This window comes from Pseudomonas sp. GW821-FHT02H06 (genome assembly GCF_059421525.1).
Window position 1 is genome coordinate 1 of sequence record NZ_JBWKVD010000010.1, and the last position, 24,116, is coordinate 24,116.

At 62.5% G+C, this 24,116-nt stretch carries 21 protein-coding genes; 3 read left to right on the forward strand and 18 right to left on the reverse strand.

Going from position 1 to position 24,116, the window contains the following annotated elements; genetic code table 11:
- Positions 1-970: 970 nt before the first annotated feature.
- The 12 genes from sctU to sctW form a co-directional block, all read right to left on the reverse strand.
- Complete coding sequence (sctU, locus tag AC07VF_RS16840; RefSeq protein WP_495008918.1) at positions 971-2,047, reverse strand: type III secretion system export apparatus subunit SctU; 1,077 nt, start codon at positions 2,045-2,047, stop codon at positions 971-973.
- Positions 2,044-2,838 carry a type III secretion system export apparatus subunit SctT gene (gene sctT, locus AC07VF_RS16845; RefSeq protein WP_495008919.1) on the reverse strand — a complete coding sequence of 265 codons (795 nt, stop codon included), beginning with the start codon at positions 2,836-2,838 and terminating at the stop codon, positions 2,044-2,046. Before sctT ends, sctU begins: the two co-directional genes overlap by 4 nt.
- A complete protein-coding gene (gene sctS, locus AC07VF_RS16850) occupies positions 2,839-3,105 on the reverse strand; it encodes a type III secretion system export apparatus subunit SctS (protein WP_093458684.1) in 267 nt (88 codons plus the stop codon).
- 7 nt (positions 3,106-3,112) lie between these two features.
- Complete coding sequence (gene sctR, locus AC07VF_RS16855; protein WP_346631358.1) at positions 3,113-3,766, reverse strand: type III secretion system export apparatus subunit SctR; 654 nt, start codon at positions 3,764-3,766, stop codon at positions 3,113-3,115.
- Positions 3,763-4,239 (reverse strand): FliM/FliN family flagellar motor switch protein, encoded by a 477-nt coding sequence (locus AC07VF_RS16860; RefSeq protein ID WP_495008920.1) that lies wholly within the window; start codon positions 4,237-4,239, stop codon positions 3,763-3,765. Before AC07VF_RS16860 ends, sctR begins: the two co-directional genes overlap by 4 nt.
- Positions 4,229-4,996, reverse strand: a complete 768-nt coding sequence (locus AC07VF_RS16865) for a type III secretion system protein (protein WP_495009066.1) — start codon at positions 4,994-4,996, stop codon at positions 4,229-4,231. Before AC07VF_RS16865 ends, AC07VF_RS16860 begins: the two co-directional genes overlap by 11 nt.
- A gap of 131 nt (positions 4,997-5,127) precedes the next feature.
- Positions 5,128-5,673 (reverse strand): type III secretion system HrpP C-terminal domain-containing protein, encoded by a 546-nt coding sequence (locus AC07VF_RS16870; RefSeq protein ID WP_495008921.1) that lies wholly within the window; start codon positions 5,671-5,673, stop codon positions 5,128-5,130.
- A complete protein-coding gene (locus AC07VF_RS16875; protein ID WP_282373569.1) occupies positions 5,670-6,125 on the reverse strand; it encodes a type III secretion protein in 456 nt (151 codons plus the stop codon). The genes AC07VF_RS16870 and AC07VF_RS16875 overlap by 4 nt, the downstream gene beginning before the upstream one ends.
- A gap of 4 nt (positions 6,126-6,129) precedes the next feature.
- Entirely contained in the window at positions 6,130-7,479 is a 1,350-nt protein-coding gene (locus AC07VF_RS16880; protein ID WP_495008922.1) for a FliI/YscN family ATPase, read from the reverse strand.
- Complete coding sequence (gene sctD / locus AC07VF_RS16885) at positions 7,476-8,462, reverse strand: type III secretion system inner membrane ring subunit SctD (RefSeq protein WP_495008923.1); 987 nt, start codon at positions 8,460-8,462, stop codon at positions 7,476-7,478. Before sctD ends, AC07VF_RS16880 begins: the two co-directional genes overlap by 4 nt.
- A gap of 18 nt (positions 8,463-8,480) precedes the next feature.
- Positions 8,481-10,616, reverse strand: coding sequence for a type III secretion system export apparatus subunit SctV (gene sctV / locus AC07VF_RS16890; RefSeq protein ID WP_192174787.1), 2,136 nt, complete (start codon positions 10,614-10,616; stop codon positions 8,481-8,483).
- Positions 10,616-11,725, reverse strand: a complete 1,110-nt coding sequence (gene sctW / locus AC07VF_RS16895; RefSeq protein ID WP_495008924.1) for a type III secretion system gatekeeper subunit SctW — start codon at positions 11,723-11,725, stop codon at positions 10,616-10,618. The genes sctV and sctW overlap by 1 nt, the downstream gene beginning before the upstream one ends.
- Positions 11,726-11,995: 270 nt before the next feature.
- On the opposite strand from sctW, the gene AC07VF_RS16900 reads away from it, so the two are divergent.
- The 3 genes from AC07VF_RS16900 (at position 11,996) to AC07VF_RS16910 (ending at position 17,056) form a co-directional block, all read left to right on the forward strand.
- The gene (locus AC07VF_RS16900; protein ID WP_122622931.1) at positions 11,996-12,547 is read left to right on the forward strand and encodes an RNA polymerase sigma factor; all 552 of its coding nucleotides are present in this window, start codon (positions 11,996-11,998) and stop codon (positions 12,545-12,547) included.
- A 1,074-nt stretch (positions 12,548-13,621) separates the two neighbouring features.
- Positions 13,622-16,030 (forward strand): type III effector HrpK domain-containing protein, encoded by a 2,409-nt coding sequence (locus AC07VF_RS16905; protein ID WP_495008925.1) that lies wholly within the window; start codon positions 13,622-13,624, stop codon positions 16,028-16,030.
- A gap of 30 nt (positions 16,031-16,060) precedes the next feature.
- Positions 16,061-17,056 carry a transglycosylase SLT domain-containing protein gene (locus AC07VF_RS16910; RefSeq protein ID WP_495008926.1) on the forward strand — a complete coding sequence of 332 codons (996 nt, stop codon included), beginning with the start codon at positions 16,061-16,063 and terminating at the stop codon, positions 17,054-17,056.
- An 84-nt stretch (positions 17,057-17,140) separates the two neighbouring features.
- Here AC07VF_RS16910 and AC07VF_RS16915 read toward each other — a convergent pair whose 3' ends face one another.
- The 6 genes from AC07VF_RS16915 to AC07VF_RS16940 all read right to left on the reverse strand — a co-directional run bounded on the left by AC07VF_RS16915 (position 17,141) and on the right by AC07VF_RS16940 (position 24,102).
- Positions 17,141-17,605: a GNAT family N-acetyltransferase gene (locus tag AC07VF_RS16915; protein WP_495008927.1), complete on the reverse strand. Its 465-nt coding sequence runs from the start codon at positions 17,603-17,605 to the stop codon at positions 17,141-17,143.
- A gap of 147 nt (positions 17,606-17,752) precedes the next feature.
- Positions 17,753-19,045: a PQQ-dependent sugar dehydrogenase gene (locus AC07VF_RS16920; RefSeq protein WP_495008928.1), complete on the reverse strand. Its 1,293-nt coding sequence runs from the start codon at positions 19,043-19,045 to the stop codon at positions 17,753-17,755.
- Positions 19,042-19,470: a DUF2231 domain-containing protein gene (locus AC07VF_RS16925; RefSeq protein ID WP_495008929.1), complete on the reverse strand. Its 429-nt coding sequence runs from the start codon at positions 19,468-19,470 to the stop codon at positions 19,042-19,044. Before AC07VF_RS16925 ends, AC07VF_RS16920 begins: the two co-directional genes overlap by 4 nt.
- A 196-nt stretch (positions 19,471-19,666) precedes the next feature.
- Positions 19,667-21,013 carry a TolC family outer membrane protein gene (locus tag AC07VF_RS16930; protein WP_282371961.1) on the reverse strand — a complete coding sequence of 449 codons (1,347 nt, stop codon included), beginning with the start codon at positions 21,011-21,013 and terminating at the stop codon, positions 19,667-19,669.
- Between the two features lie 13 nt (positions 21,014-21,026).
- Positions 21,027-22,331, reverse strand: coding sequence for an HlyD family type I secretion periplasmic adaptor subunit (locus AC07VF_RS16935; RefSeq protein ID WP_192174780.1), 1,305 nt, complete (start codon positions 22,329-22,331; stop codon positions 21,027-21,029).
- Positions 22,324-24,102 (reverse strand): type I secretion system permease/ATPase, encoded by a 1,779-nt coding sequence (locus AC07VF_RS16940; protein ID WP_495008930.1) that lies wholly within the window; start codon positions 24,100-24,102, stop codon positions 22,324-22,326. Before AC07VF_RS16940 ends, AC07VF_RS16935 begins: the two co-directional genes overlap by 8 nt.
- Between the last annotated feature and the right edge of the window lie 14 nt (positions 24,103-24,116).

Here is a 24,116-nt window from a genome sequence, read left to right on the forward strand (position 1 = left end):
GCCCGCCGCCATCCGCCATCCATGGCGGGGGGCGGCTCTCGCGGCATCCATGCCGCTCGGCCCACTCCGCGAGACCTCCGTTCAGCCTGCACCAAAGTCGCGATTGGCGGTGTTTGGGCTATTTGTGTTTGAAGATCAAAAGCAGATCAAAAGCGGATCAAAAGCTTCCCGGCTGAAGCCGGTCCTACGGAGGCGCCGCCGGTTTCACTGACTGCACGCGGTGGGGTTAGTGGGACCGGCTTTAGCCGGGAAGAGGCCCGTTTAGGCGCTGATGATCGTTCCCCACGCTCCGCGTGGGAATGCATCCCGTGACGCTCCGCGTCACCTCCCAAGGCCTGAATGCGCGTCGTCTGCGGGACGCGGAGCGTCCGGGGTGGCGTTACCACGCGGAGCGTGGGAACGATCAGTAATCTGCGGTCGGACACCCATCCTGTGGGAGTCGAGCTTGCTCGCGAATGCTGCATTGCAAACACCAACTATTCGGCGGATGTACCAATGCCTTCGCAAGCAAGCTCGCTCCCACCAGGAGGTAGTTGTGTCTGCAAAACTGCCAGAGCCCATACCGGCCTCTTCCCGGCTAAAGCCGGTCCCATCAACAGCAAGCACCGCGTACCCCTGTAGGACCGGCTTCAGCCGGGAAGCTTTTGCTCTGGCCTTTGCCTTTGATCTTCTACGCAGGAAGTTCAAGCGACACCAATCGCGACTTGGGTGCAGGCTGAACGCAGGTCTCGCGCAGTGGGTCGAGCCGCATGGATGCGGCGAGAGCGCCGTCAGGACATGGATGTCCGTTCGGCGCGGGCCCACGGAGCGAGACCGGAGTGAAGGAACCCCGACGCAGGAGGGGCCCAACCAGGAGCACAAGCCCTTGGTTACTTGGGGCTTTATCAAGTAACTCGCCGAAGGCGAAACAGTCTGCCCTTAGGCAGACGCCCTTGATCTTGCTTTAGATCGTGATCTTGCCAGACGCAGGTCAAACATCTTCAATCCGAATGACTTCGTCCGTCACTTCCTCAAGCTGCCGCACGATCTGATAAATATTCGCCACCGCCAACAGCGTCGTCCTCGGGATGTACTTGCCGGCCTTGACCTTATACAGCGTCCGCGCCAGCCAGATACTCTGCACCACCGGAATCCCCGCCTTTTTTGCCCGCGCGATCAACGCCAGCGCCTCATCATCCTCACCCTTGCAGTGAATCTGCGGCAGCGGCGTCGTGCCGGGCCGGTAATAGAGCGCCACCGCATAGTGGGTCGGATTCACCACCAGCATGTCCGCATCTTCCACCGGCTTGGCCGGCGCGGTCGGCGCCTGGTTCAACAACTCATGGGCCAGCTGCCGCCGATGCCCCTTCACATGGGGGTCGCCCTCTGACTGCTTGTACTCCTTCTTGATGTCCTCATGGCTCATCCGCAGCTTCTTGGCGTGGAAGTACTTCTGCAGCGCAAAGTCCACCGCGCCGATCACCAAAAGCAGCCCCAGCGTCGCCCGCAAGATGTGCCGGAACACCTGCAACAGCGCATGCCAGTAGGTCGTCAGGTCGGTGCTCGACAGCAAAATCAGCGTGCCCAGCGACGGCTTCACCACCACATACAGCGTAGCCGCGATGGCCGTGGCTTTCAGGATGCTGAGCAGCAAGGTGGTCAGGCTTTGCGCCGAAAACATCTGCTTGGCGTGGGCGAACGGGTTGAGTTTGTTGAGGTCCAGCTTCAGCGCCTTGGGCGCGAACAGAAACCCGATCTGTATCCAGCTGCCCACCAGCCGCATCAACATCGCGATGCCGACGCTGCTCAGAATGAAGCCGACCAACACGCTCGCGCCTTCGCTGGCGACCTGTTCCAGTGTGTGCATGAAGGGCTGGCCAACGCCTTGGAACGACAGCGTCATCAAGTGCAGCAAGCGCGCGACGCTTTCGTCCGCCAGGCCGAAGGTCACTTCGCTGACGACCAGCAACACCAGCAGTTTGCTCAGGTCCTGGCTCTGCCCGACCTGGCCTTTTTCGCGGGCGTCGCGCAGTTGTTTGGGCGTGGCCTTTTCGGTTTTTTCGCTCACGGCACATGCACCAGTTGGCCGAGCAGGTGCTTCAGATCGGCGAGTTGCGTGATCTGGCCGTTGCCCAGTTCCAGCAGCGTCGGCAGGTAGATGAGCAGGAAGGCGATGCCCGCCATGCTCTTGGCCGGCATGGCCAGGATCGACACGTTCAGTTGCTGCGCGTACAGGCCGATGATCGCCAGCGCGGCCTCGATCAACAGCAGCAAGCCAATGAACGGCGCGGCGTAGAGCATCATGTGCTGGAGGGTCTGGTTGAGTTGTTCGAGAAACAGGTCCAGCCCGTCGACGGTCATGCCGGGCAGCCAGGCGGTGGGCGGCCAGACCTGATAACTGTCCCAGATCACCTGGGTGATCAGCGACAACCCGCCGGACAGGATCACCAGCATGATCAACGTCTCTTGAAACAGCTCGCCCAGCGGCGTCGCGTCAGGCCCCAGCGCCGGGTTCAGTTGACCGCCGCTCAAGGCGCCGCGCTGGCTGTCGAGCAATGCGCCCACCGAGGCGAACATCCAGAACGGCGCGTACAGCAACAGGCCGAGGAGGGTGCCGAGCACGGCCTCTTTGAGCAGCAGCGCGCCGATGGAAAACCAGTCGTCGTTCATGCCCGACAGGGCGCGGCTGATGCTCGGCGCCGGGATCATCGACACCACCAGCACCACCGCGTAACGCAGCGGGCCCTTGAGGTATTTGAAGCAGAACGCCGGCACCAGAATCATGCACGGCAGGATGCGCGCGGCCGCCAGGCCCATGCCCAGCATCAGTTCGAACAGGCCTTGGGCGTCGAAGGGCATCTAGTGTGCGCCGCCGGAGCGGGCGATCAGGTCGAAGGCCATGTTGATGAACTGAATCAGTTCGACACCGATCCAGCGCCCGGTCATGGCCAGAGTCAGGCCGACGGCGGCGAGCTTGATGCCGAAGGGCAGGGTCTGGTCCTGGATCTGCATCAGCGCCTGCAGCAGCGAGGTGATGACGCCGACCAGCACGGCGACTCCCAACGGCGGAGCCGTGAGAATCACCACCAGAAACATGCCCTGTTTGAACAATGCCAGCGCTTCCATCACCGCCTCACATGTACGAGTAGAAGAGGCTGTCGAGCAGGCGCGTCCAGCCTTGCACCAGCACGAACAGCAGCAGTTTGAGGGGCAGCGAAATGGTCATCGGCGAAACCATCTGCATGCCCAGCGCCAGCAGCAGGTTGGAGACGATCAGGTCGATGACAATGAACGGGATGTAGATCAGAAAGCCGATCTGAAAACCGGCCTGCAACTCGGACAAAACGAAGGCGGGCACGGCCAGCAGCAGGTCGCTTTTGCTGGCCTGATCGGCCATGTCCTTGGGCCACATGCGCTGGGTGTTGTCGAGCAGGTGGGCAACGACTTCCGGGTCAGTGTTACGGCTCATGAACCGTTGCAACGGCTCGATGACGGTGTTGGCGCTGGCCTGCAATTTCTCGGTGCTGCCCATCTCCAACGGGTGGTCGTGAACCCGCTGCTGGATTTCGTGGGCGACCGGCGCCATGACGAACATGGTCGCGGCCAGGGCGATGCCGTACAGCGCCATGTTCGGTGGCACTTGCTGCACGCCGATGGCGTTGCGGGTGATCAGCAGGGTCATGGAAATTTTGAGGAAGGCCGTGCAGACGATCAGCAGAAACGGAATCAACGACAGGGCGCCGAGGAACAGCGCCAGCATCACCGGGTTCATCCCGTCCATGATCATGCTTGAGACGCCATGCGGGTGATCTGCAGACCGAGGCGGCCCTCGACGCTGACCAGCTCGCCCTCCGCGACGACGCGCTCGCCGTGGCACAGGGTGGCGAAGCCGGGCGTGACGCCGTTGACGGGCAATACGGTGCCGGCGGCGATGCGGCGCAGGTCGCCGAGGGTCAGTTCGAGGCTGCCGCAGCGCAGGGTCAGGGCCAGCGGCAGTTGGTCAAGGGAATCGAGGGATGTCTGGGTTTCTGTTGATTGAGGCTCGTAAGGTTCGTCCGCGTAGCCATCGGAGGCGGTTTCATCCTGCCACTCGTTTTCGGTGGCGTGATGCTTGGCGTCGTCAAAAGCTTCCCGGCTAAAGCCGGTCCCACGGTCGACAGTTTCAGGGCTGTAGCCGGCGCCATTGCTCAGTGCGTGCTCGGTCGACTCATCGTCGGCAAGGTCCTCGATCTCGTCTTCGTATAATTCTTCATTGACCATGTCCCAAGTCTTCCTCGTGGCTGAACCGTACATACAGCTGCTTGGCGCGGCTGTCCGTCTGCACTGCCCATTGCCGACCCGCCAGTTGCAGGCGGCCGCCGCCTTCTTCGTCGAAATGACACAACGACGGCAGCAGCACGTCCCCCGGTTGCAGCGACGCCAACTGATCGAGGCTCAACGACAGCTCGCCCAGCACCAGAGGCTGACGGATGGGCCAGTCTGACGCGACGTTCTGCCGGTGCGGCTGCCAGTGATGGCTGCCGAGCAGTTGCAGCAAAACCCGCGCCTCGGCCCAGAGCTGTGCGTGCAACACCTGCGAACCCAATCGCAGTTGCAATCGGCAGGTCATCGGCGCGGTATTCGGACTTTCGCCTTCGGCGGACAGCGCAGTGATATCGCTGAGTGGCCGCAGAGGGCAAAGCAGTTCCGCCAGTTCGGGACTCATGCGTTGATTCACCAGTTGCCAGTACCACAGCTGATGTTCGCCGCCGAGGGTGACCGGCAGTTCGCCGAGCAGGCTCAGCACCGCTTCGGCGTCGCTCAGGGCGAAGGGGCCGAGGGCGCTGGCGAACCACGTCAGCGACGACGCGCTCCCGGCTGAAGCCGGCCCTACGAGGAGCGAGCCATCCCGGTTTGCATCGTTGGGCATCGATCGCAGAGTTAGCTCGCCGCGCTGACCCTGGGCGGTGTAGCCGCAGCTCACGCCGGCGCCCAGCAAACGCGAGGCCTCGGCAAGATCGCCGCTGACTTCCCGCATCTTCAGCGGACTGAATGGCGGGTTCCCGGCTATAGCCGGTCCTACGGTGTTCAGGTCGCTCGTGCCCACGTTCATGCCCGAGTTCCTCTCCGAATTCATGGTCGAGTTCATGTCCGGCGTCATCCCTGCGCCTACTCAAAGGACAGATCAACGTCACAACCCAGCGCCTGCTCCAGCGCGCTTTCGCAGTTGCGTTGATGGGGCTGCAAGCGTTTCAGCACGCCACGTCGGGTGAAGCCCAGTTCGATGCTCCACTGGTTGTCGCGCTTGTTGGCGTTGACCTGCACCTTGCCGAGATTGGGCATCAGCAAGGTCAGGCTCAACGGGCCGTCCGGTTGCTGGGGCAGGCGTTGGGCGAGCTCGTCGATGAGCTGCGTTGGCACGCCTTCGGTGGGAAACAACGTGCTGAAGCTGCTGCCGGCGAAACCCGATTCGCTCTGCTGCTCCGTCACCGGCGGCACCAACAGTTGGGAGAAAAACATCCCGTCAGCACTCAACGAGGCAGGCGAGGCGGATTCATCGCACAGCCGGCGCAGGCGTTCGGCATCGGCGCGACGCACAGGCGACGACGGCTGGCGCGTGTCGCCCGGCGCGGCAGGGGATGGCGAGGGCGCGCGCGACGTTTCGGCACGGGGCTGCGGCTGCGGGCGAGGCGGGTGTTGCACCGGGCTGTTCATGACGATTCACCTTCTTCGTTGAGGGCCTCGGCCAGGCAGGCAAGTTTTTCCACGGCCCGTTGGGACGCTTTCGCTGCGTTTTTGGCCTCGGCCAGCCGCTGCTGTTGCTCCTCGATACCCAACTGCTGCCGCGCCATGTCCTGGCGGATATAGGCCAGCCGGTCGAGCATGCGGTTTTCTTTCTCATGCCAGCGTTCGAGGTCGTCCAGCGACATCGACTTGTTGACGTGGGCGCTGCTCAGCACCTGCCGGCGTTCGCGCTGGTTATGGCGTTCCTGCGCGTAGGAATCGCGAGTCTGCTGCAGGTGTTCGTGCAAGTGCTCCAGGGTTTTTTGCGCCTGCCGTTGCGCCCGTTCGGCGCTGGCCTGGCGATGCTGACGCAGCGGCGTAAGCACGCTGATGACCTGCTCCATGGCGAGGGTTTGCGGATCGACTTCAAGCTCTTCTTCCACGCCATCACTCCGGCAGTTGCGAGGTGAGTTGCATCAGTGCGGCGAGGGTTTCCTCAAGCGGCACCGGCTCGCGCAGGTCCTGGCGCAGAAACGCATTGATTGGCTCGTTCAGCCGTACCGCGCAGTCGGTCACCGGGTCGCTGCCGGGCTGGTATTCGCCCAGGCGCAGGAGCATTTCCACCTGCTTGTAGGCCGCCATCAAGCGGCGCAACCGGTTGTTCGCCTGCTGATGCTCGCGGCCGGTGACGTTGCTGATGATCCGGCTGATGCTGGCCTGCACGTCGATGGCCGGGTAATGCCCGCGCTCGGCCAGTTTGCGCGACAACACGATGTGGCCGTCGAGCAGCGAACGCACCTCGTCGGCGACCGGGTCGTTCATCGAATCCTGTTCGATCAGCACGGTGTACAGCGCGGTGATCGAGCCGTTTTCGCTCATGCCGGCCCGTTCAACCAGGCGCGGCAGCAGGGTGTAGACCGAAGGCGGCAGGCCGCCGCGCCCGAGGGGTTCGCCGGCGGCAATGCCGATCTCGCGCTGGGCCCGGGCGAAACGGGTCAGGGAATCGAGCAGCAACAACACTTTCAGGCCGCGCTCACGAAAGGCTTCGGCGATGGCCGTGGCGGTGAACGCCGCGCGGGCCCGTTCCATGCTCGATCGGTCCGATGTGGCGCAGACCAGCACCGAACGTGCGCGCAAGGTGGCGTCCAGTTCGTGGTCGAGAAACTCGCGCAGCTCACGCCCCCGCTCGCCGATAAGGCCGAAGACGATCACGTCGCAGTCCATGTTGCGCGCCAGCTCGGCCATCAAGGTGGTCTTGCCGCAACCGGCCCCGGCGAACAAGCCGACGCGCTGGCCTTCGCCGAGCAGAATCGCGCTGTCGATGGCGCGCACGCCGGTGGGCAACGCTCTGCTGATCCGTGGTCGCTGGGTCGGCGGCAGGGCGTCGGCGATTACCGGCAGGGTGACGCGCCGATCACCGGGGCCGGCGAATGCGCCTTCTGAATCCCCCAGCAGCGGCCGGCCGAAACCGTCGAGCACGCTGCCCAGTAAACGGTCGTCGACGCCGATGCGGTGGGCCATGCCCAGCGGCCGAATGTGCGCGCCGACCTGAATGCCGTCCGGGGTGCCGAGGGCACTGAGCAGCGTGCAATCCCGGGTAAAACCGACGATTTCCGCGAGCATGGTGCTGCCGTCGGATTTGCTCACTTCACACAGGTCGCCGACCTTGGCTGCGGGGATCTGGCACTCCAGCAAAATGCCGCTGACGGCGCTGACACGGCCGCTGACCTTCACCGCAGAAAAGCCCTTCAGGCGCTGACGGTGGGCGGATTTCCATTGATCCAGCGCCGCGTTCACCAGCTCACCTCGTAGTGGCGATCGCCGTCGAACTGGATGCGGTTGTCATCGATGCGCGTCAGGCGCAGCCCGGCCAACTCGTCGCCGACGTACAGCCGCCGACCGTCCGCCGTGACCAGATGGGCGTGGGGCCCGGACATGATCTGCACGATGGTGAACGGCAGGCCACTGGTGCCGGCGGCGACGTTGTCGATCAGCGTGACCGGCGTGTCGTAGCGGTCCTTGAAGCGCTGAAGCATGCGCTGATACACCAATTGCGATTCAGGCTTGAGGTTGCCGCTCAACACCAGGCCTTCCGGGGTCTGCTCCACGCTGACATCGCTGAGCAGACGCTCGCTGAGCATGGTGTTGAGCTGGCGTTTGACGTCGTCGACGCTGGTCAGCCGTATGCGCTTGCTCGCCGGCTGATCGGTTGTTTTGCCCTTCGTGGTCGAGGGCCTGACGGGCTCTTGTTTAGCGAGCTGCTGCGCCGGTGAACTGATTGCCATCGCGTCTGACGAAGGCGTGCCGCTGCGGCTCAGGCTCCAGGCACTGCCGGCGATGCCCAGCAACACGCCGATGACCACGCCGGTGGTGCGGTTGAAAAAGCGCGAGCGCGACTCGACCTTTTCCAGCGGCGCGCTGGCCGGCGCTTCGGCCTGCGCCGTCTGCTCGGACCGCGCTTGAGGGATCACGGCAGGCAGCGAAGGCCACGGATCTTGCGCCGGAGACACGCACAGCCAGACCGAACCCAGCACAAAGGCGGTGTTGGGGGTGAGCAGGGTGCTGGCATGAAGGTGTCCCTCTTCATCGGCGATAGAACCGTCGGCAGCGTTGAGCCGCCAGCCTTCACCCTGGCGTTGCAGGCGACAGTGCAGCTGTTCGACGCCGGGATCGTGCAGCGCCAGATCCTGATCGGCGTCAGCGCCAATGCCCCATTGCTCACCCACCAGCGGCAGCGCGGCGCCCTGGTGCAGGCCGGTCAATACGCGTAATTCAAACATGTGACGCTCTCCAGGCACTCAAGCGGCGTACTCGTTATCCAGCGCGTGCGGGTCGTCTTCGTGATCGCTCTCGAAGTCGTCTTCCAGGTCGAAGCGCCCTAGCACTTTCACCTGCGCCGCATTGCTGATTTCGGCAAACGACAGCACCGGCACGTGATAGAACTCCTCCTGCAGCAAGGTCCGCAGCGGGCTGCGCAAATCCTGGGCGACCAGCAACACCGCGCGCTGGGCGGTGCGCAGCGGGAAGGCGATGTGCAGCTGCTGCACCAGCAACTGGCTGGTTTCGTTGTCCAGCGCGAAGAAGGTTTCGGTCTGGGTCTGACGCAGGCCGTCCCGCAGAATGCCTTCGCTTTCCGGCGTCAGTACCCAGACCAGCAAGCCTTCGGGGCCGCAATACTGGTGGTAGATCTGCGATTTCAGGGCGATGCGCACGTAGTCGGCGAGCACCGTGACTTCGCGCTCGTGCTGGCCGTGTTCGATGAGGGTTTCGGCGATGACACGGATCGCCCGCAGCGGCACGCACTCCGAGGCCAGGCGTTGCAGCACCGCCGAGAAGCGCGCCAGCGGCAGCACGCGCTGCATTTCCTGGGCAAGCTCCGGCTGCTCCGATTCCAGCCAGCCGAGAATCGCTTTGGTTTCCTGCAGGCCGATGAACTGCGGGCCGCACGACTGTAGCGCGCGCTCCATGCGCTCGATGATCAGCGTCGTCGCGTCGATGCGTTCGATGTGGGCTTCCTGCAGTTGCGGCGCGTCGGTCGGCAGCCACAACCATTGGCCTTCCTCGCGCTCGAGGCTGCCGTACACCGCTGACTCCAGCGAGGCCGACTCCGGCAGGCCTTCCACTGAACGCGCATCGACCGCCACGTGGGTCTGGCTGAGCGTGGCCCGGAGCAGGGGGACTTCGTAGACCGAAAAGCGAAACTCATCCGGCGGCAACAGCTCGCTGGTTTCGATGATGAACGAGGGCAGGGTCAGGCCGTATTGCACGACCAGCCGATTGCGTCGCTGACGGATTTCGCTGACCAGTGCTTCGATCTGAGCAGGGTTCTGGCTGGGGTGAAACTGCATCACGAACTGACGGCTCGGGGAGAAGGTACGCAAGTCCTCACGGCCGTTCATTTCCGGCGCGACGGCCACCGCCTGGGCCTGCTCGGCCTTGGGCTTGGCGCGGTGCAGCTGGAGCAGGCCGCCGACGCCGCAGATGATCGAGATGACCACGAACACCGCCGTCGGCATGCCCGGCAACGCCGCGAAGCCGAGCATTGCCACCGCCGCGATGATCCACGCCTTGGGCTGGCTGGTGATCTGCTCGGCGATTTCCCGGCCGATGTTGGCTTCAACGCCGTTCTCGCCACTCGGCACGCGGGTGATGATCATGCCGCAGGTGACCGAAATCAGCAGGGCCGGAATCTGCGCGATCAGGCCGTCGCCGATGGTCAGCACGGTATAGACCTGCAAGGCGTCGCCGGCGGTCATGTTGTGCTGTACCACGCCGATGGCGATGCCGCCGATCATGTTGATGGCGACGATGATCAGGCTGGCGATGGCGTCGCCGTTGACGAACTTCATGGCCCCGTCCATGGCGCCGAACAGCTGGCTTTCCTTGCCCAGTTCGGCGCGCCGCTTGCGCGCTTCGTGGACGCTGATCAGGTTGGCGCGCAGGTCGCTGTCGATGGACATCTGCTTGCCCGGCATCGCGTCGAGGGTGAACCGCGCGCCGACTTCCGCCACCCGCTCCGAGCCCTTGGTGATCACCAGAAAGTTGACCACGGTGAGGATCAGGAAGATCACCAGGCCTACCGCCAGGTTGCCGCCGACCACGAACTGCCCGAACGCTTCGACGATGTGCCCGGCGTCCTGATTGAGCAGGATCAGGCGGGTGGTGGAAATTGACAGCGCCAGACGAAACATCGTCGTCAGCAATAGCACCGCCGGAAAGGTCGAGAACGCCAAGGGGCGCGGCAGGTGCATCGCCAGCATGATCAACAGGCAGGAAATGCAGATGTTGATGGCGATCAGCACGTCCACCAAGCCGGTGGGCAGCGGGGTGATCATCATGAACACGATGGCGATGACCACGAACGCACCGACGATTTCCGAGCGGCGCATGGCGGCAAGCGCGATCGCATTGAGCAGGTTAATGACACGATCCATCAGGCGAGGCCCCCCTGGAGCTGGTTCTGTTCCTGCCGAGTCAGTTCGGCCATGAGAATGAGCAGGTTGCCCAAGGCGTTCTGGCGGCTTTTCAGGTCGCGCCAGAGCAGAATCGGCAGCTGTTGCAGCATGGGCCGCAGCCCGTTGAGAAACGCCAGTTGATGCTTGAGCTGCTTGCCTCCGATGTGTTGCGTCAGCTGCAGGGTTTCGCCCAGGCTCATGCCCTTGCCCGACAGCGCCAGCAGGTGTTTGAGAAAGGCCGCCGCATCCACTTGCAGCCCGGGATTCTTGTTGCGCATGCGGCCCAGCAGATGCTCGCAACTGCGCAGCAGGGTGGTGACGTGCCGCGCGGTGTTCAGGCCATGCATCAAGGTGCGCAGTTGCGCCGGCGAGGTGGACGGCGTGAGGGATGAAAGATCGTCGGCAAGGGCGCTGCGCATGTCCCGCAGGTTCAGCTCGAATTCGCCGGGTTCTTCCTGTTCGTTGATCAGCGCGTCGATCAGCCCGGTGATGTTCTGCTGCCCGGCCACCGCCACGCTGTACAGATTGCGCAGGGCGCCGCGGCGTTTTTCCGAGGTCGGCCGGGAAAACGCCTTGGCGCTATTGATGCCGGCCCGGGTGCGCTTGCCGTATTGGCGACGCAGTTGCTTGAGCTGCTGGCTCAGCACCACGTGCTCGCCCATTTCGCCGTCGGCCTGGGCCTGCTTTCTCGCCGCCTGCAGCATCACATGGGCCTTGGCCGGGTCGCCGTCGGTGTAGCTCAGAATCTGCGCCAGGCTCGACGCATTCTGGTTTTGCAGATGCTTGCGCAAGTTGCGCGCGGCGTCGTCGAGGCCTTTGTCCTGGCTGCCCATCAACAGCTGATACAGCTCGCCCAGTTTCACCGCCCGGGATTGCAGCGCGTTGCCGCTGGCCAGCAGCTCCCGCTGGCTGAGGCTGCGGCTCTGCTGAACCAGTGCCGAGGCGAACCGCGCGACCTGTTGCGGCGAGGTGCCGTTGACGTTCGGCGGATTGACATGCAGCGGCGCGGGCGCAGGCGCCTGCATTTTTGCCGGCGCGATCGCGGGTGTTTGCAATGCCTGTGGGGCAATGGGGGCGGCGATCTTCATAAGTCGGCTCTGGATAGCTCGGTTCGGGGCCTGGTCATGGGTCCTGAGTGGAGCGCGGCCGCAATGCGGTTCCATCTATTTGTGCGCGGACGTGGGGCAGACCGATCTGTGCCAAATCTCGTCGGAGAAACAGTGTGTTCGCGCAAAGATTTGCACAGCGTTGTTCTTGTTATTTTTATTTATATATAAAAATCAATGACTTAAATGATTACCATGGATGGCACGCATATCGCTATAGGGCTATTACACTCAAAACAAGGAAGAGCCCTGATGTTTTCCAACCTTGCGATTCTCGATATTGACTCCCCAGTGCGCCGTCCCGCCCAGGGGATACGTCACCTGACCAGTGATCAGATCAAGATGATTCGCGGCTTCATTCAGAAGCGGGTCATGAACCCGGAAGATGTCGACGACATTCTGCAAAGCACCTTTCTGGAAGCGCTGCGCAGCGAGCACAAGTTTCAACACGCAAGCAAACCCCAGACCTGGCTGTGCGGCATTGCGCTGAACCTGATCCGCAATCACTTTCGCAAGATGTACCGCCAGCCGTATCAGGAAAGCTGGGAAGACCACACCCACTCCGAACCCGACAGCCATGGCGACATCGGCCATCAAGTCGACGGCCATCGTCAGTTGATGCAGGTGGTCAGGGCCATCGGCACGCTGCCGTCGAACATGCAGCGGGTGATCGAAGTGTCGCTGGAGATGGACGGCAATTATCAGGAAACCGCGTCGTCCCTCGGCGTGCCGATCGGCACCGTGCGCTCACGCCTGTCCCGGGCCCGGGAGCAACTCAAGCGGCAGATGGACCCGTTTGCCTGAGTATCCAGTGGGACTGGCTGAACGCGAACTGTGTAGGACCGGCTTCAGCCGGGAAGACGTCGGGCGTCACGCCGCAGGATGGATGGTGTTCACGCGGGCCTCTTCCCGGCTGAAGCCGGTCCCACTAAAAAGCATCGCGTGCATCCAGTGGGACTGGCTGGACGCGAACTGTGTAGGACCGGCTTTAGCCGGGAAGGCGTCATGCGTCACGCCGCAGGATGGATGGTGTTCACACAGGCCTCTTCCCGGCTGAAGCCGTTCCCACTAAAAAGCATGGCGTGCATCCAGTGGGACTGGCTGAACGCGCACTTTGTGGGACCGGCTTTAGCCGGGAAGGCGTCAGGCGTCACGCCGCAGAATTGATGTGTTCACGCAGGCCTCTTCCCGGCTGAAGCCGGTCCCACTAAAAAGCATGGCGTGCATCCAGTGGGACTGGCTGAACGCGGACTGTGTGGGACCGGCTTTAGCCGGGAAGGTGTCGGGCGTCACGCTGCAAAATTGATGGTGTTCGAGCAGGTCTCTTCCCGGCTGAAGCCGGTCCCACTAAAAAGCATGGCGTGCATCCAGTGGGACTGGCTGAACGCGGACTTTGTGGGACCGGCTTTAGCCGGGAAGGTGTCGGGCGTCACGCTGCAAAATTGAGGGTGTTCAAGCAGGCCTCTTCCCGGCTGAAGCCGGTCCCACTAAAAAGCATCGTGTGCATCCAGTGGGACTGGCTGAACGCGGACTGTGTGGGACCGGCTTTAGCCGGGAAGACGTCAGGCGTCACGCTGCAAAATTGAGGGTGTTCACGCAGGCCTCTTCCCGGCTGAAGCCGGTCCCACTAAAAAGCGTGGCGTGCATCCAGTGGGGCTGGCTGGACGCGAACTGTGTAGGACCGGCTTCAGCCGGGAAGGCGTCAGGCGTCACGCCGCAGCATGGATGGTGTTCACACAGGCCTCTTCCCGGCTGAAGCCGGTCCCACTAAAAAGCAGCAGCCTGCTCCGTGTCCGAGTAACAAGCTGAAACATTTATCGGAACCGACGCGGCGCAGCAGCCACACAGTTGCCATCCTTCACGCCCGGATGACGACTCATGCGTATCTTAAGCACTCCTCCCAACGCCGCTGCTTCCCAATCTGCTGGCGCCGATGCCGCCCAGGGATTGCCGCTGACTGACGCCAAGCCAGCGCTGTTACTGAAGGGGGGCGTCGATCCCACTATTCGCTTCGGCGCGTCGACCCAGCCATCGCCGGCGAACGGTGCATTTGCCGGCAATAGCCTTGGCAGCACAAGCGCTGCGGGCAAGGCTCAGAGCATCGAACAGCAACTGCTTTCATTGCTGACCCAGCTCACGCAGCTGTTCAAGGGGCAGGCGCCATCGTCGCCCGAATCCGCCACGTCATCCCCTAACGCCGCCGCGCAAAACGCTCCTGCTTCCGGTGCCGTTCCCGCAGCCAGTCCGCAACCTGTCGCTCCAGTCACGGCCGCTGCCCCCGCAGCGCCGGTCGAGGCTGCAAAACCCGCTGAAGCTACTCAATCCGAAGCACCCAAAGCCAGCGAAGCAGCGTTTCTCGATGACTCGAAATACTCGTCGCCCAAGGAGCTTGAGCGTTGGGCGCCGATGGTTGCCAACCTCCCGCCGGACCAGCGCGAGCAGGCGGCCAAAGAGCTGAATCGACCCATCGCCGCCGCGCGCATGGCCGCTGAAAAAGGCCCGGATGCGGCCAAGGCCATGGACTTCATCAACGCGAACCCGTCGCTGAAAACGGCAGTCGACACCGGCAAACACGGCGGCAAAGCGGACGGCAAGATCACCGACGGCGACCTCAAGGCCTTCGCCAAGAACATGCAAAAAGCTGCCGACAGCGCGGACAAGGACATTGCCAACTACCAGAAAGACCATCCGGACGCCGACCCTCAATCCCTGGAAATGGTCCGCAGCGCCGCGTTGATGCGCGCCAACGAACCCCTGACCAAAGCCGCCGATCCCAAGCATGCCTTGGGCGCCGACGGCAAAACCAAGGTCGATGGCCTGACCAGCGCCGACGGCCTCAAGGCGATTCAGAACGACAACCCGGGCCTGGCCGGGCCTTTGAAGCAGGCGGCGAAGACCTGGTCGCAGCCGGGCTTTCTCACGCAGATCGATCAGGGCGGCCTGAGCGGTCGTTCGCTGGCGGCCCACAGCCCGGACAAGCTGTTCAACGCCAAGAACATCAGCGACTGGATCAGCAAGCAGGCCCCCACTAACGGCGGCGAATTTGCCAGTGTGCTCAGCGATGCCGCCACCCTCAACTCAGTGGCCAAGGTCGATATTTCCAAGTTGGGCAAGGACGTGTTCGACAACCCGTCCGCCTACAGCGGCGAACAGAAAGCCGCCGTCATGATCAAGCTGCAACAGACCCAGCAGAGCGTCGTCGCCGGCCAGGACCTGCGCAAGACCGGCAAGACCGAAGAGGCGTTGAACGAGAAGATCGGCCAGCTCCAGGCCGATCCTGAGGTGCAAGCCTTCCTCGCCAAACAGATACCGCAGCAGTCGCGGGCGCTGGTTGCCAGCACGCCGTCGTTGCAGAAGGCCGTCAACGAGCAGATGCAGAAGGTCAACAGCGGCGAGGCCCTGCAAGCGGACCTGAACACGGCTGACAAGGCCACCAAGAAGGACAAGCCGAACGCCGATTACAGCAGCGCTTTGGGCGGATTGTCGGCGCAGTTGCAGATGCAGAAAGACCTGCTCGGTGACACCGCGAAGGTGCCGACCGCGCAGCAGGTACTCGGTCAGCGGCCTGATCTGCAGGGTAAGGTTCAGGATTCGTACGTGCGCAACTTCAGCGAAGGCGGCGCCGTCCGGCAGTTGCTCGATCAGAAGAAAGCTGATGGTGAAGAGGCATTGCAAACCGCCGACGCGCAGAAGGCCGCCTACGACAGCGTGCTGCCCGACACCTTCGTGCAGAGCCAGCAATCGCGCTATGTGGATTCGACCTTCCACCATCTGGAAGACACCAAGAGCGGTCGCAAGGTGCTGGAAAACGCCAAGGGCGATAAAGACCACGCGCCGTCGATGGCCGCACAGATCGCCTCGAATATGGGTCCTTCGGCGCTGCGCTCGGTGGCAGGCTTTGCCTCGGTGTCAGACATGCTCGCCCGCGGCGACAAGACCGATGCCGCCAAGACCATTTACGACAGCACCAAATCCGGCCTCTCTGCGGCTAAGCACGGTTATGACGCCGTGGCGAAATCCGCCGGGCGGGCGGGGCTGGGCGAGGTGGCAGCGAAAGTTGGCGGTCGCGTTGCCGGCATGGTCGTGGGAGAGGCAGCAGGTTTGGCCGCTGGCGCTGCCATTGGTGCGTCCATTCCGGTGATCGGCTGGATCGCCGACGCCGCGATGAGCCTGGGTTTCGGCATCTCCGCCATCATCGAAGCCGTCAAGAAACACAAGGCCCAGAAGGCCTTTGATCACAACGTCGACCCGGTCCTCGATCAGTTCGGCATCCCCAAAGCCCATTGATGTTTCCTGACCCGAAAGAGGTAAGTGATCATGAGTATCGGTATTTCCCAGGTTCGGCCGTTGAGCGATCCCGCCGCCCACCCGGATTTCTCCTCCCTGAGCGGCAAGCCCGGCCAGAGCAATTCCCTGGGCGGTGGCGGCGGCGCCGGTCAGGCCCTCGACGCCAGTTCGATCCTGTTTGCCCATGCCGGGCAGTCCCAGGTCAACTTCGGTTCCCCTCAAAATCAGGACCCGACGACCAACGCCGCTAATCCCCTCACAAGTGGCGCAGATCAGAACGGCATCGCCCAGCAACTCATGGCGTTGATCATCCAGTTGATGCAAATGTTGATGCAGAACAACCCCAATCAGACCGGCAATCCCGCTGCGCAGAATAATGCAGTGACCGGCGGCGGGGGAGGTGGTGGCGGCGCGACCGAGGGTGCAGGCGGTGGCGATGGTGCTGGCGTGGCGGAAGGTGCCGGCGGTGGTGCCGAAGGTGCTGGCGCTGCTCAGGCGGCTGCAGCGCCTGCGGCCAATGCTGGTGCGGTGTCGAACGATACTTCTCTCAGCGGCTCGGGCGATTTGCACCTGCCACAACAGCTCGAGCCCTATCGCAACGACATCATGGATGCGTCCAAGGCCACCGGCGTACCGCCGAGCATTCTGGCCGGACAGATCTGGGCAGAGTCCCGTGGCCAGTTGGGCCAAGACACCACCAACGTCAACGGCAAGACCGATGCGGGCGTGATGCAGGTCAACGCCGACACGTTTGCGGCCCTCAAGCGGGACAACCCCAAAGAGCTCGGCAACGCCGACGTGAACAATGCACACGACAACATCATGGCCGGCGCGCTGTACATGCGTGATCAGAAAGCGACCTTCGGTGACTGGGATTCGGCGCTGCGCGCCTACAACTCGGGCCCGGACAAGGTCAACAAGGGCAACCTCGCGGATGCCGGCGGCGTGGGCGATTCGAAGTACGTCGAGAACGTCATGAACTTCGCAAAAATCATCGAAAGCGGTCAGGGGCAATTGCCGGCCTGATTTTTGGTGTGAATCCACAGGGGGCGGGGCGCGCAGATGTCGCGCTCCTTCCACAGCGTGAAGTGCCACCGACCCACATGGGCGTTAAGAGATTAGAGCCTTTTCCATGAACACGCTGTTGGGATCGTCCTGGTAATCACCGAATGGCCCTCGACGCTGATACCCGTTGCGCTCGTAAAACGAGATGGCTTCGTGTTGCAGATACCCGGTCTCAAGCATGACTCGCCCGCAGCCTCGTCTCCGAGCCTCATCTTCCAGAACACCCAGAATCCTGCCGGCAAGGCCCTGCCCGCGGAAGGCAGGTTGGGTGAACATCCGCTTCAGCTCGCCGTGAGTCGCGTGCACCACCAGCGCCCCGCACGCTACGGCCTCTCCATCGCTGGAGCGGGCAACGGCGAAGCCTGTATTTTTCGAAGAAAGCGCTTTTATATCGATGCCATGATGACTCTCAGCCGGGTAGAGAGGCACCTGATAGGCATCAAGCGCTTCAATGAGGGCGATGACTTCCGGCTGGTCGGGTGATTCAAGGGAAACGGTGGGTGGATTCAAAAGCCTGCGCTCCGTTGGCCAGATGCAAGATTAATGGGGATGCAACGGACATTCGCCCGATCACGTCCCATGAATCAATCCACGCCAGTGGAGCACTAACCGCCTTTGTGCATTCCAGGCAGGATTGCCCTGCCTGGAATTTATGCTTCATCGATTACGAGTGACCCTCCACACGGTATTCGCCAGGTCGTCGGCGATGATGAGTGCGCCGCGCGGGTCCACCGTCACGCCGACCGGCCGCCCGCGGGTTTTTCCATCGGCGCCCCGAAAGCCGGTCGCAAAGTCAATCGGCGCGCCGTTCGGACGGCCATTGCTGAACGGTACGAAAACGACTTTGTACCCCACCGGATTTTCCCGGTTCCAACTGCCGTGTTCTCCAATGAACACCCCTTCGGCGTACTTCTCGCCCATCGCCGGGATGGAAAAATCCACACCAAGGGCAGCGGCGTGGGAACCGAGGCTGTAGTCGGGTTTGATGGCGGCAGCGACCATTTTCGGGTTCTGCGGTTGGGCTCGGGTGTCGACGTTTTGACCCCAATAGCTGTAAGGCCACCCGTAAAATCCACCCTCGCGAACCGAGGTCAGGTAGTCCGGAACCAGATCCGGACCGAGTTCATCGCGCTCATTGACCACCGCCCATAACTTCCCGGTTTGCGGCTGGATGGTTAAGGCCGTCGGGTTGCGAATGCCGGTGGCGTAAGCTCTGTGAGCACCGGTCTCGGCATCTACCTGCCAGACCCTGGCCCGGTCGAGTTCGACCTCCATACCGCGCTCGGTCACGTTGCTGTTCGAACCGATGCCGACATACAAGGTGCGCCCGTCGTCACTAACAGCCAGTGACTTGGTCCAGTGGTGGTTGATTTCAGCGGGCAAGTCAGTGACTTTGATCGGTGGGCCGCTGGCCTTGGTCTGGCCCTCTTGATAATCGAAACGGACCAATTCGTCCTGGTTGGCCACGTACAATTTGCCGTTGGCAAACGCCAGCCCGTAGGGCGCGTTGAGGTTTTCCGCGAACACCGTCTTCGTCTCGAAGACGCCGTCACCGTCTGCATCCCGCAGCAAGGTCAGGCGATTGCCGCCTTTGACCTTGGTGTTGCCTTGGGCCTTGATGTACCCCGCGATCACGTCCTTGGGTTTGAGTTTCGCGGCGTTTCCGCCACGGCCTTCAGCCACGAGGATATCGCCGTTGGGCAGCACAAGCGTCTGGCGGGGAATCTGCAAGTCGGCGGCGATGGCCGTCACGCTATAGCCCTCAGGTACGGTGGGCTTCTGGTCGCCCCACAACGCCGGTTCGGCAATCTTCATGCTGGGTAAAAGACCGCGCTGGGCAGCCGGCAATTTTGGATCGGGCCCCAATGCCTGGGTGGCATCCCCGGCGTCACCGCAGCCACTTAACAACAACGCGACGCTGATCGCGGTCAGTTTGATCGAGTGGCTCATTGTCCTTCTCCCGAACGGATGCTGGTGAGTCCCAGCCACGCCGTCACGGCAATCAGCAGCGTGGTCAGTGCGGAGAGAATGAGGCCCGACGGCATGGTGGCGAAGGCATCCTTGGCGTGTTCAAAGGCGTTGACGAGCCCCAGTGCCCACGTCACCACCAACAAGACGAGGTAGACCACGGGGCGCCCGGCTTTGCGATCGGCCCGGATCAGATTGACCAGCGCGAACAGTACGGCGAGTCCGCAGAACACCAGCCCCCCGGCGATAAGCCAGGAGGCGAAGTTGCTCCATTGGATCTGATAGGTCTGGTAGTAGGTGATGTCGCTCAGCAATGCGCCGAGGAACAGCGGGACGGTGCCGGCCAGCAATATCGCGTGTAGCGGGCCTGGCGGGTTTCGGCAGACAAGATGGGCGGTAGTGTTCACGACGGCTCCCTATTTTACTGAGGCTTATGCTGCGCAGATGAACTGACCCATCAGGGCCGCGCAGGGTGCGCATCGTTTGGGATCAATTGGTCAGGCACATAGTTCACGTTATTTGGGCGTTCCGAATATGCAGTTACAACTGCGCATTCGGTGGCCACGGAGGTGAACCGGACGTTACCCATATGGCCACTGATGTTTAGCGTGACGGCCGACCCGCGCCAAATGCCTCATCGACCCGCGCCAACTGCTCACCGGTCAGGGTGCCTGCGTAGTAATGCAGCTTGATCCAGGCCATCAAGTACTCATATCGAGTCTTGGCCAGGTCCTGACGGGTGCTGTAAAGCTGTTGTTGCGCATTCAGTTCGTCCAGGTTGACCCGCTCGCCACCCTTGATGCTGTATTGCGTGGACACCACCAATGCCTCCGCTGAAGCCAACGCCTTGTCGTAAGCGCGGATTTTCCGTACGCCCGTGGCGCAAGCGTTGAACTGTCGGCGCAACTGGATCAACGTCTCACGGGTTTTGCCCTCAAGGTCATACTCCGCTTGCTCCAGGCTACGACTGGCCTGGCGGCTGGAGGCGCTGACCCCACCACCTGCGTACAGCGGCAGGCTGATTTCCAGGCCAATGGTATTGGTGTCGTAACGCTGGTTGTAGGTATTGCCGCTGTCGGATTCCATGCTGCGCACCGTGGCGTAAGCGTTGAGCTTGGGCAGATGCCCGGCGACGTTGCGTTTCACCTCCTGATGCGCGACTTCCAGCAGCTGGCGCTGGGAGGCGAGGTCGGCGTTCTCACTCAAGGCGATGGCATTCCACGCTTCGTACGTGGTGGGCGTCAGCGCAAGGAAGTTGAACGGCGTACGCAGAGGCGCCAGTTCGTCGATGCGCACCTCAGGCACGCCGATCAAGGCCCCGAGCTCGCGCAACGCTGCGTCTTGCTCATTCTGCGCTTCGATTTCCTCGGCACCGGCTAATTCGTAACGGGATTCGGCTTCCAGGATGTCGGTGCGGGTGCCTTCGCCCTGATCGAACATCTGTCGGTTTTGCTCGAACTGCCGCTCGAACGCCTTCTTCTTTGCCTCGGCAATCTCGATCTGATCGCGACTGAACAGCGCCTGGCTGTAAGCGGACAACACCCGCACCAGCAACTCCTGACTTTTGCCTCGAAAGGCCTGGTCGGCAAACAAGGCCTGTGCCACACCCTTGCGGTAGTTGGCGTAGGCCTCGTAGTCGATGATCGGCTGCTGCACGCTCAGCGTCGAACCGAAACTGTTGTAGTGACGGTCCTCGCGGGAGTTGGGGCGATCGTCGCTTTTGTAGGTGGCCCTCGAGTCGTTGCGTCCCTTGTTGTAGTTCCAGGCCACGTGGGGCAAGAGCCCGGCACGGCCGATATTACGATTCTCCAGCCCCGCGTCACGCTCCTTCATGGCGCCGAGGAACACCGGGTCGTTACGCAAGGCCTGCTCATAAACGTCAAACAAACCCATTGCCTGGGCCTGCATGTTGGCGCTGATCCACAGCAGTGCTGCCAGCCAGATTTTCATGTACCGAAACATCCTATTCCTCGGTCAGTGCCATTCCTGCGCGATCCATCAAAGGCTTGAACAGGTAATTGAGAAGAGAGCGCTCGCCTGTGCGCACGAACATCTGCGCCGGCATGCCGGGTTTGATCACAAGGCCCTTGAGTGTGGCCAGCGCCTGGTCGGTGACAGTGCTGCGCACGATGTAGTACGGCTGACCACTGCGCTCGTCGAGCAACTGATCGGCGGAAATCAGGCTGACCGTGGCATTCACGCGCGGCGTACGGCTCTGATTGAACGCGGTGAAGAGCACATCCACTGGCAGCTGTTCGGCCACCTTGTCGACCATGTTCACCGGCAGGTGGCCTTCGATCTCGAGGCCCTCGCCCTGGGGCACGATTTCCAGCAGCGATTCACCGCCATGCACCACCGCGCCTTCGGTGTGCACCGAGAGGTTCACGGCAATGCCATCGGCCGGAGCGTTGATTTCACTGTGGGTCAGACTGAATTGTGCCGAGGCCAGTTGCTGGCTCAGCGTGATGCTTTTCAGCTCGGCATCGGCCAGTTGCCCGCGCACTTCCTTTTGATACTCCTCGACACCTTGCTGCAGGCTCAGCCGTGATTGCTCGATTTGCTGAGCGACCCGGCCTGTGTCACCGGTGTTCTGTGCCAGATCACGTTGCACCTGAGACAGTTGCCGGTCGTAGTCCATCAAGCGGTTGCGGGCGATGTAGCCTCGTTCGGCCAGCGGCCGGAGGTTTTCCAGTTGCTGGCGCAAGGACTCGGCCTGGGCTTGAAGGTCATTGCGCGCCTGGCGCATGCCGGCGAGTTGGGCAATGCCACCTTCGATGCTTGCATGGATGCCTGCCTGGGATCGCTGAAACGCCTGATGACGGCTGCTGAACAACTGCCGCTGGCCTTCCAGCACGCCGAGCAGCTGTGGAGACGCTTGCTGTAACAGGGCCTCGGGAAAGCGTACCTGCACACTGCCGTCTCGTTCGGCCTGGAGCCTGGCGATGCTGGCCTGGGCCAGTTCGTACTGGGCACGCAACGATTGCACGTCGGCCTGCACCTGGGTGTGGTCAAGCTGGAACAGCGGTTGGCCCTGATGCACTAATTGGCCCTCGCGCACCATGATGCGACTGACCACGCCGCTGTCCACCGACTGCACCGCTTTGCGCTTGCCGGAGACCACCACTGTGCCAGGCACGGCGATGCCTTGGTCGAGCGGGGCAAGTGCAGCCCAGAGGAAAAAGCTGCCGGCACCGAGCAGGGCCAGCCACCAGCCTGCGCTGACGAAAAACTGTGCACTGCGTTCGGGTTTGATGATGTGTTCATTCATGGCGCTGGCCTCCTTGCTGCGCGCCAAGCTGGCGACTGGTACTTACCCCTTGCACCCCTTGCGACCGTTCAGGCGCAGGCTGGCTACCGGAGAGCGCTTTCAAAACATCACGCGCCGGGCCGAACAATTGCAGCCGTCCGTCGTTGAGCACCAGCAGACGGTCAGCCTGATTCAGTACGGCAGAGCCATGGGTAATCAGAATCACCGTGCAACCGCGAGCCTTGAGCTGCGCGATGGCAGCGGCCAATGCGGCTTCGCCGTTGCTGTCGAGGTTGGAGTTGGGTTCGTCGAGCACCACCAGCTTCGGCTCACCGTACAGCGCACGGGCCAGCGCCACGCGCTGCTTCTGACCACCGGACAGCCCGGAGCCGCCATCGCCTAACTGCGTGTCATAGCCTTGGGGCAGACGCAGGATCATTTCGTGCACGCCTGCCAGTCGGGCTGCGGTCACCACCTGGTGCGGATCGGCGCTGGTAAAGCGTGCGATGTTGTCGGCAATGCTGCCACTGAACAGTTCGATATCCTGGGGCAGATAACCGACATGGGCTCCCAGCGCGGTCCGGTCCCAGCGGTGCAACTCAGCACCGTCCAGACGAACCACCCCGGCCAGGGGTTGCCAGACCCCGATCAACACCCGGGCCAAGGTTGACTTGCCAGAGCCGGACGCCCCCAGCACACCGAGGGTTTCTCCGGCATTCACGGTGAAACTCAGTTGCTGCAGCGTCACGGTGGTCCGCCCCGGTGGTGCGGCACTGAGTTGCTCGACACTGATATGCCCGGTGGGAGCGGGCAGGGGCATGGGCGTCGGACGTTCGGGGTGGGCGATCAGCAGGGCGTCGAGGCGCTGCCATGCCAGGCGCGCGGAACTCCACTGTTTCCAGACCGCGATGAGTTGATCGATCGGGGCCAGCGCACGACCCATCAGGATGGAGCCGGCGATCATCATGCCGCCGCTCATCTGGCCTTCGATGACCAGCAGGGCACCCAGCCCCAGCACCAGTGATTGCAGGCACAAACGCAGGCATTTGCTGAACGAACCGATCAGCGCGCCGATGTCGCTCGCCCGGTTTTGCCGCTCCAGAAAACGGCTGTGCACGGCGAACCAGCGCTGGCGCAACGGTACCAGCATGCCCATGGCCTGGATCGCTTCAGCATTATTCAGGTGGCTGCCGGACAACTGGCTCGATGCAACAGAAAAGTGCCCGGCCTGGGCCAGTGGCTTGCGGGTCAGGGTTTCATTCAGCCACGCGAGGGCGATCAAGATCACCGCACCCACAGTGGCAAACACGCCCAGCCAGGGGTTGAAGAGAAAGATTACCGCCAGGTAGATGGGGAACCACGGCGCATCGAAGAAGGCGAACAACGCCGGGCCGGTGGCGAACTGCCGGACCAGGGTCAAATCGCCCAGGGCCTGTGCGGCATTGCCTTCGCCCAGGCTGAGGTTGCGTTCGAAAGCCGCCTGGTACACCTGCAGGTTCAGGCGTCGCTCCATATCGCTGCCGATACGGATCACCACAAAGCTGCGTATGGCTTCCATCAGCCCGATGAACATGAAAAAGGCGACGACCATCACGGTCAGCATCGCCAGCGTGGTTTCGTTTTGCGATGACAGCACCCGGTCGTAAACCTGCAACATGTAGACCGAGGGCACCAGCATTAACACGTTGATCAGCGCGGTGAAGGCGCCGATGCTGAGCAGGATGCCTTTGTAGGCCTTGAGCGTGGCCCACATGGGCGCGCGCGGCAGGGGGCTTGGCCGGCCTTGGGTCATGGGGGTTCATCCTT